8 protein-coding genes, 3 pseudogenes and 1 riboswitch are annotated in these 8,383 nt (G+C 61.4%); of the genes and pseudogenes, 5 read left to right on the plus strand and 6 right to left on the minus strand.

Annotated elements, in window-relative coordinates:
• The 4 genes and pseudogenes from VBE63_RS22270 to VBE63_RS22285 all read left to right on the plus strand — a co-directional run.
• Positions 1-254, plus strand: a pseudogene (locus tag VBE63_RS22270) (methyltransferase type 11); the annotation flags it as partial.
• Between the two features lie 215 nt (positions 255-469).
• A riboswitch (SAM-I-IV-variant riboswitch) is annotated at positions 470-564 on the plus strand.
• Positions 565-566: 2 nt separating this feature from the next.
• Positions 567-941 (plus strand): annotated as a pseudogene (locus VBE63_RS22275) (AAA family ATPase); the annotation flags it as partial.
• Positions 942-1,156: 215 nt separating this feature from the next.
• A complete protein-coding gene (locus tag VBE63_RS22280; protein WP_323685217.1) occupies positions 1,157-1,774 on the plus strand; it encodes a hypothetical protein in 618 nt (205 codons plus the stop codon).
• A gap of 35 nt (positions 1,775-1,809) precedes the next feature.
• Positions 1,810-2,472: a hypothetical protein gene (locus tag VBE63_RS22285; protein ID WP_323685218.1), complete on the plus strand. Its 663-nt coding sequence runs from the start codon at positions 1,810-1,812 to the stop codon at positions 2,470-2,472.
• A 51-nt stretch (positions 2,473-2,523) separates the two neighbouring features.
• Here the strand turns inward: VBE63_RS22285 and VBE63_RS22290 are convergent, their stop codons facing one another.
• The 5 genes from VBE63_RS22290 to VBE63_RS22310 form a co-directional block, all read right to left on the minus strand.
• Positions 2,524-3,255 (minus strand): SOS response-associated peptidase, encoded by a 732-nt coding sequence (locus VBE63_RS22290; protein WP_323685219.1) that lies wholly within the window; start codon positions 3,253-3,255, stop codon positions 2,524-2,526.
• Between the two features lie 157 nt (positions 3,256-3,412).
• The gene (locus VBE63_RS22295; RefSeq protein ID WP_323685220.1) at positions 3,413-3,655 is read right to left on the minus strand and encodes a hypothetical protein; all 243 of its coding nucleotides are present in this window, start codon (positions 3,653-3,655) and stop codon (positions 3,413-3,415) included.
• 579 nt (positions 3,656-4,234) lie between these two features.
• Positions 4,235-4,417: a hypothetical protein gene (locus VBE63_RS22300; RefSeq protein WP_323685221.1), complete on the minus strand. Its 183-nt coding sequence runs from the start codon at positions 4,415-4,417 to the stop codon at positions 4,235-4,237.
• A 469-nt stretch (positions 4,418-4,886) separates the two neighbouring features.
• The gene (locus VBE63_RS22305; protein ID WP_323685222.1) at positions 4,887-6,065 is read right to left on the minus strand and encodes an IS91 family transposase; all 1,179 of its coding nucleotides are present in this window, start codon (positions 6,063-6,065) and stop codon (positions 4,887-4,889) included.
• A 10-nt stretch (positions 6,066-6,075) separates the two neighbouring features.
• Entirely contained in the window at positions 6,076-6,906 is an 831-nt protein-coding gene (locus VBE63_RS22310) for a tyrosine-type recombinase/integrase (RefSeq protein ID WP_323685223.1), read from the minus strand.
• A 164-nt stretch (positions 6,907-7,070) separates the two neighbouring features.
• On the opposite strand from VBE63_RS22310, the pseudogene VBE63_RS22315 reads away from it, so the two are divergent.
• Positions 7,071-7,346: pseudogene (locus VBE63_RS22315) on the plus strand (IS1380 family transposase); the annotation flags it as partial.
• Between the two features lie 387 nt (positions 7,347-7,733).
• Here VBE63_RS22315 and VBE63_RS22320 read toward each other — a convergent pair.
• The gene (locus VBE63_RS22320) at positions 7,734-8,270 is read right to left on the minus strand and encodes a hypothetical protein (protein WP_323685224.1); all 537 of its coding nucleotides are present in this window, start codon (positions 8,268-8,270) and stop codon (positions 7,734-7,736) included.
• Between the last annotated feature and the right edge of the window lie 113 nt (positions 8,271-8,383).

An 8,383-nucleotide genomic window follows, 5' to 3' on the forward strand; every position in this document is an offset into this window, starting at 1 on the left:
AGGTCAATCTGGCGAAGGGGGACAAGCTTCCCTCTGCACAGGCACTATCTGCAGCTCACCCGCGCATTCTGGATTGGTGGGACCACGCGTGGTTGGCATCGCCGCACCGCGAACGCTTTTTGCTCGAGGCCAGCGTTTCTCTGCCCACGCTCGTGGAACAGCCCACACCGGTAGACATCTACCAGGCGATGCTGCACCAGCGGGCGCGGTTGAAGTCAGATCAGCAGTTGGCGGAGTGGACATTCAGTCGGTAGCAGCACCTGCCGACGCGGTTGCTAATGGTGGCACCGTCGGGTTGGTAAGTGTGGCCGTATAGCCATGCTGATCTGTGCGTGTCCACCTAGATCAATAATTCTGGACTTATTTCCAATGCTTCAGGGGTGCTGCGTTCAGGCATGCAAGCGTGATGGGATCAGAGCGGGCAGGCTGCCCCCCAATTTGACAAACTACCCCACCAAAACCATACTTAACCCTGCATCAAGAGGGGCCTTCGCCCCACCAACCGCCCGCTCCGGGAACGGTGGTCCAACGATGCGCCAGGCAACTGGAACAATAGGAGACCTGCCATGGCATCGCCATTTCCCCCCGATTGTGACGTCTTCGCTGAGCTCGGTGTTTTCGGCTTCAGCCCCCTGCAGCTGCCCCTGCTCACGGCACTGGTCACCGAAGACCCGTTGCTGCTGATCGGTGAATCCGGCACGGGCAAGACCTTCCTGCTCAACCGTATCAGCGCGGCGCTCGGTCTGGAGCACCGGCACTACAACGCCAGCCTGATTGCCTTCGATGATCTGGTGGGTTTTCCCTATCCGGATGAGGCCCGCACGGAAGTGCGCTTCCTGCAAACGCCGGCCACCATCTGGGGTGCGCAATCGGTGTTGATCGATGAGATCAGCCGCTGCAAGCCGGAGCACCAGAACCGGCTGTTCTCACTGGTGCACGAGCGCCGCGTGCAGGGGCTGGCACTCGATGCCCGCGGCGCGCGGGAGTGGAATACGGCAAACACCGCTCAACTGCCGGTGCTGCACCCCGGTGACCGACGGCAACCACCGGCACCCGTGCAACGGCCGATCTACTACCCGACGGCCGCCTACGGACATTTCGGTCTGGAGGATATCGACCTTCCTTGGGAACACACCGCCAATCAGGGAGCACGGGTATGAGTGATCAGATCGATTTGAACCACCGGCCGCACACCTACTTCCGGCCGCAGGCGTTGGAGCGTTACCTGCTGTCGAAGGTCAAGGGCACAGTACTGCGCAAGAAGTTACGAGCCTTGTTCGACGCAGGCCAGCACGCGGAACTGCATGCGCTGCTGGACGCCGAGGGTATAACGGGCGAGGCTCAGAAAGCGTTGGAGTCGTTCCATCCAATGTTCATGGGAGGCAATTGCCTGCCCGATACGGAGGATGGGGAGGTGGAGATTGCCGGCATCAGCATCAACTCGACCACCTGCGATGTCACCAGTGTCTACGCGCGCCCAGCCGATGGCGCCATTCACTATCGGGTGGTCGATGAGTACGGCGGCGATACGCTTCAGGGGAAAGCAGAGGCCCGCACCGACAAGCCCATGACGCTCGGCGAGTTTACGGACTTCTTTCTGGGTGCGTGGCCGCTTTTTGCAGTGCTCGAGGCGAACTTTGGTGATGACCTTGAACAAAGCCTGGGGTTCTTCAGCGCGGCGTCCGAGTTCTATCCTGACTTTGACTTGTTATGCCGATTGCGCGTCATGGAGTATTTTACGCAACAGGGGAATCACGAGGATGCTGATGACTGAGTTCGGCATCCACCGCTGACGACAGGAGGCCCCCCGTGCCTGCATTTGAACCCCACTACGAGCGGTTGAAGGCACGCCAGCGCGCAGAGCGGGATGCCTGGCCCGAAGCCTTGGGACTGCGTGTGCACCGGGCGCTGTCCTGGCTCAACCGTGCCGAGCAATGCGGCGACGATGTGGACGCGCGGTTCATCTTCCTCTGGATCAGCTTCAATGCCGCCTATGCGCAGTTGCTGTCGATGGACGACCGGGCGCCGGAGACAGTCCGCGCCAACCAGTTTATCCGCAAGCTCGTGGACCTCGATCAGCAGGGTGCACTGCATGCGCTGCTGTGGGACGCCTTTCCTGGCTCCATCCGTGTGCTGCTCTCCAATCATTACATCTTTCAGCCCTTCTGGGATGCGCAGATGGGGGAGGAGCCATCCAATGACTGGCGCGAGCGCTTCGAGTCCGCGAATCGTCTGGCGAACCAGGCGCTCGGCAGAGGTGATACCGCAACGCTGCTCAGCGTTGTTCTGGCGAGGCTCTACACCCTACGCAACCAACTGGTACACGGCGGTGCCACCTGGAACAGCAGCGTCAACCGGGATCAGTTGCGCGATTGCACCCGCTTGCTTGGAAACCTTGTGCCTGCGGTGATCGAGATCATGATGGATCACCCGCGGACGCTCTGGGGAGCGGCGTGTTATCCGGTGGTGTGAGTTAGGCGTCTCAACGCCATGTGCGTTGGTAGCGTGCAAAAAAACCTGCGCTCAGACTTGGCCGCAGTCGGTGCCGGGGTCGGGGCCATTCATGGACGCATGAGCGTGATCCCGCCAAATTTCCAGCACATCGCCAACAATTGCCTGATCCTGCGCTGCCTTGTTGCGCGCATTCCCCACGCGGCGATCTACCGGCTCGAGTAACAGCGGGAACTTGAGCGCAGGTTCGAACAGCCGGTCATCTTTGGCAATCTGCAGGCTGTTGTCCAACCACCGCGCCGCCTCATCGACAGTGAGCAGCACCGGCATCCGACTGTGCCAAGGGGTGAATTCAGGCGCGGCGGCGGTAGTCACCAGTGTGCAACTGAGCAGCGCATCGCCGGCAGGGTCGATCCAGCGGTCCCAGAGCGCAGCGACCATGAGTGCCTGCTGTATGTTGCTGATACGCCACGGCTGGCGCACGGCTCCTTCCTTGCGCCATTCCAGGAAGCTGGACATTGGCACCACACCGCGCTGGCGGGCAAAGGGCCCGCGAAAGGCCGGGCTGCTCGTCAGTGTCTCGCAGCGTGCGTTGAACATCGCGTATTTCTGTGAGGGGCCGTCCGACCACGATGGCGTCAGCCGCCAGCGCGCCATTGCCAGTTCGCCGGTTTGCAGAACCAGCGGTACCTCCTCGGTAGGCGCGATGTTGTAACGGGTGTAGCCGGCTGGGAGTTTGACTGCAAAGGATTCGAGCAGGTCAGCCATGCCGGCCGAGGGGGAGATGTTGAAGCGTCCACACATGGCATCAGCATAGCAGGCGAACGCCAAAAGTAGTGGGCATGCAGTGCGGACCAAACCACCGCCCCATGGCCCCCATGCATGGGCCCCCAAGGCACCATGGGGTGGCAGTCCGGTTCACATATCGCCCCGCTGAAGCATCCGCGCGCCGCCCTCGCGCTCAGGCCTCCGTCGACTCACTGTCCACAATCTGAATGCCCACCAGCGCCCCCATGGACAGGGCCACACATCGCACCGTGGAGGCCAGCAGTCGGCGATCAAAGGCCTGCACCCATATGGGCGCCGTAGGTGAGCAGTCCGCCCATTCCTGCGCGGTATGCTGGCGCAACCGCCTGAGCCCGCGGACGTGATAGCCCACCGCATACAGCGCTGCCATGGTCATCCAGAACACTGCATCATCCATTCGAAGCGCCTCCCGTTCACCAAAGGTGGTCCAAATCGCCACACTGGCTGGGGTCCAGTCGCGATCTTGTCGCGCCGGCACATCGGCGAACCACTAAGCGCTTCAGTCAATTGTGTCTCCAGTTGCCCATGCGCGGCCAGCGCTTGCTGGGTGCGGTGAAGGAGAGTCCGCGGGCATATGTCCTTCCGTTTCTGGGGACCGATGTACTGGTTCATGCGCACACCCCCCGGGTGATGTCGGCCCAGTGGCGGCGATGCTGATGTCCACCCCACGACCTCCCTCGCCCGCGGGTGGCAGCAGACCCGCAGCGCTCACGCTGCAGAAAGCCTCGACCGGGGAAAATCAGGATCCAGCCCCATACAGGATGTATCGGGAACGGGTACCGCAGAGTACGTGCATCCCCGGAGGGGGATTCTGGATTACAGGCTGTTGCATACATAGTTCATCTCCTTGTGACGGGACAGTTGCCGGCCCCATGCCGTCATTCCTTGCCGTCAGAGAGAACCTATCGAACTGAGCAGATCCTGTTTCATCGTTGGAAATCGGGTTTCAGGTGGTGTCGCGGGGTGCTGGATCACCTTAGATCCGTAGGCGGAAGTTGCCACGAAGGGCTTGGTGACGTACCGTTTCAGTGACGCGGGTGTACTTAACTGCACTCTCGACCGTGGCGGCCCGCAGGGCGTTGGATGCCAGCTCGTCCTCGACGACGCGGACAATGGAGGTATCGACGAAGTGCGTCTTCTTGGTGCTGAATAGACCCATGACGGGTCAGATGCATAGACAACAACGAGGCGTCTATTGTCCGTGCACTTGCATTAGAAACTAGGAAAGGATCATCAGGGCCAGGGACTGCTAAGTCATGCTCTCTGCAGTTGGGGATGTCCGCTTTCGTTAAGGGTTTGAAGACGCCTGCTCGCCTTTGACGTTGCCGCAGATTTGCGGTGAAGCCGGGAGCAGGTGTCTTCTAAGCCTCGAGGGAGGAAACCGCGGGATCAATGCGCGGGTCTATGGGGATAGTATGAGCTTCCCCGGCCGAGGGGTGATCCTCGGCGGCGTGATAACGCTCGATGCGTATTAGCGATGCCGATGAGCCATCGGATTCTCCCGCTGCCAGCAGCGTATTCGCAGGTAGCGCGGCTGCTGCATCCGGCCAGGTTTATGGCGTAGCAATGCCAATCCAGCGCGCGGTGCCGATGGCACGCAAGTGGAGTGGAGATCGCAAGAGATGTGGTCATGCTGCCTGCCTCGGCGGCGCTCGCGCCCGGTGTGTCGGCAATAGGGTCTCGATAATCGCCATGGCGGCGCCGCAGGCGCTGCAGACATAGACGGCGGCGCGTGTCGCCCTCGTAGTCGTCGTCTCGCTGACGTCTGGCGGTACGGACAGCAGCTCACGAACACGCAGCAGATGCCGGGCGCGCCCCTGATTGGCGAAGAAGCCGTAGTGTCGGATGCGGTGGAAGCCGGCCGGTAGCACGTGGATCAGGAACCGTCGGATGAATTCCCCCGTCGCCAGTGTCATGGTCTTGTGCCGGGTCCGGCCCTTGGCGCGGTAGTCTTTCCACTTGAAGGTCACGCCACGTTCGTCGCAGGCGATCAGGCGGCTGTTGGCGATGGCCACGCGGTGGGTATACCGGGAGAGATAGTTCAGCACCGCCTGCGGTCCCGCGAAGGGACGTTTGGCATAAATGACCCAGTCGATGCGGCGCACGGGCTTGAGGAACTTGGCGAAGGCGTCCGCCTGTGCAAGGGCCTGATGTTGCCCATAGAAGGCGAGCTTGCCGGCGCGATAGGCCTGCAGGAGCTGTTCGAGGAATAAGCGCCGGAACAGGCGTGAGAGGACTCGTACGGACAAGAAGAAGCCGGGGCGGCACGCGACCCAGCGCTCACCGTCCAGTGAGAATCCGCCGCCCGGTACGATGCAGTGAATGTGCGGGTGATGGGTCAGCGCCGACCCCCAGGTGTGCAGCACGCTGGTGATGCCGATACGCGCGCCCAGGTGCTTGGGGTCGGCGGCGATGGTGAGCAGCGTCTCGGCGGCCGCCTTGAACAGGATGGCGTAGATCACCGCCTTGTTCTGGTAGGCGATGTCGCCGATCTGCGCGGGCAGCGTGAAGACCACGTGGTAATAGTCGACCGGCAACAACTCCGCTTGCCGCGCCTCCAGCCAACGGAATGCCGCAGTGGACTGGCACTTTGGGCAGTGACGGTTGCGGCAAGAGTTATAGGCGATCTGCGTGGTGCCGCAGTGAGTACAGCCCAGGCGATGGCCGCCGAGTTCGGCACTGCGACAGCGTTCGATGGCCGACATCGCCTTGAGCTGGCCCAAGCTGAGGTGCCCAGCCTGGCGTTGGCGCCACGCCGGCCCGTGGTCGCGGAAGATATCCGCGACCTCCAGGGCATATCGAGTCACGGCGTGTCGGTCAGGCAGACGCGTCGAGTGCCAGATACTCCAGCGGCCCCTTCACCTCGTTCAACAACTCGGTGGCCACCTGGGTATATCGTGCCGTGTTCTCGATCTTCTTGTGCCCGAGCAGCACCTGAATCACGCGGATGTCCTCGCGGCGATCCAGAAGATGCGTCGCGAACGCATGGCGCAACGAATGCAGCGACACGCGCTTGCGTATACCGGCGGCCTCACGGGCCTGGTGAAAGATGCGATTCAGGGAGCGCGTCGACAGCGGGTTTATTGGGTTCTGCCCGGGGAACACCCAACCGCCTGGCATCAACTGCCGCTTGGCGCGTCCTTCACGCCACCATGCTCGTAGCAGATCCAGCAGCACCGGCGAGAGAATGGCGAGGCGGTCCCGCTTCCCTTTGCCCTGCTCGACGCGCAGTACCATCCGCTCGCTGTCGATGTCTCCGGTGGTCAGGTGGCAGACTTCGCTGGCGCGCAGGCCGGCCCCGTAGGCGACACCCAGTGCCGCCCGGTACTTGAGGCAGCCCGCATACTGGAGCAGTCGAGCGACTTCGTCGGTGTTCAGTATCTCCGGTATCTTGCGTGGCTGGTAAACGTGGCTCGTCTTCTTCATGGCGTCGCCGCGGTCGAGCGTTACCTCGAAGAAGAATCGCAGACCTGTGATCGTGCCGCTGGAGGTGCCCTCATCGACCAGCTTCAACTGGAAGCGACGCAGGTCCTCTGCGGAGGCGGTATCAGGCGACTGGCCGAGAAAGCGGGTGAGCTTCTCGACCGAGCGCAAGTAGGCGATCTGGGTCTTGGGGTTGAGCTTGCGCAGACACATGTCGTCGATCATGCGCTGGCGGAGAGGGCTGACTGTTCGTTTGGTGTGAGTCATGGTGATATCCCCTACAGTGAGCGAGGCGGATTGCCTCAATACTCAACATAGGAGATGGCAGCGCGGCTGCCGGATATCACCGGGTGATGATCGGAGCTCCCCTACCGCGGTAGCGGTTTAGTCCATCGGGCAAGTTCGACACCAATGACCTGGTGCTGGCGCACGCCACCCTGGCATACAACATCCTGCGCTGGATTGGTATGCGTGGATTGCTCGGTGCTGATGCGCCGGTGCGGCAAGCGGCCAAACGCCGCCGCCTGCGCACGGTGATGCAGAAACTGATGTACATGGCAGGGCGGATGATAGTGAGCGGTCGTCAGCGGGTGTTGCGTTTCTCTTGCTACTGCCGCGGCTATGCGGCTTACACTCGGGTTTATCAGCAGTTGGCCAGCGGATAATACCGATCGCGAAAACACATCACCGTTTGTAACACACCAGCGGCCTGCACCGCAGCATCGCTGCGCCCGCCATTTCTAAATCGCGCGTTTCAAGCGCGCGGAGCATGGCCGCGCACGGCGGTTCAGTGCAAAACCCACCCGCCGCCTCGAAAAAGCTGTCATGACGTCAGCGAGATCGTCGATCAGCTCCATCATGGGCGGCGCATCGGCAGCCGAGTCACGGATTCAGAAGCCAGAGCAAAGCCGCTTAAACACAACAGCACCATCGAGCCTGCAAACAGTATTCCGGTAAGAGTGTGCAACGCACTGCCCTTTTCAGGCATATTGCCAGAAAACCGGTGAGTACTGAGACACTGCCGACGACGAAATGAACGTCCGCCGTAACACTCATGAGGCAGTGGCCGTCGGCGCGTCCTTCGCTGAGCCAAGCAATAGAAAGCCGAGCCAGACAAACCAGATGACCTGGCCGAAGCCAAACCCGACCTTCAGCGCTGGCACGCCCCGATAAATGGTCAGCACCCCGAGGACTCCGACAGCGATTCCAATCGAATTGAACGCCATTGGCAGTTGCTGCTGATTCCACGCGGCCGCGCTCAACAGGAGCATCCAGAGCCCGCCGAGCAGTTCGATGCCGCCACCCAGGGCGTTTACCGTGGTGGTGTAAACATAAAACAGAGTAGTGGAATCGACAGAGCCGTTCTGGTGCAGACTCACCATGGTATGCAGGCCAACGATGGCGAGCATGCCCGAGCCCATCATGAAGGCCACCCAGATCAGCCCAAAGATGGAGGCGCTGTTGAGCAGCGCCGACACCGCTACCTTGAGGCGCTGATGAACGGCCTGTACGACGATCAACAAAAACCCGCCAAAGATAAAGTAGCCCAACACGTAGGCCAGCGCGACGAGCCACTGGTGTTCAGCCACATAGGCAATGCGGTCATCGACAGCTGAGCCAATGCTGCCCTGTGACCCATGTTCAACCTGTTGATCGCCTGCTCAGCCCTCGCAATTGCCTGCTTTACGTTGCTGTTGCTGCG

This window comes from Lamprobacter sp. (assembly GCF_034860625.1).
Taxonomy (GTDB): Bacteria; Pseudomonadota; Gammaproteobacteria; order Chromatiales; family Chromatiaceae; genus Lamprobacter.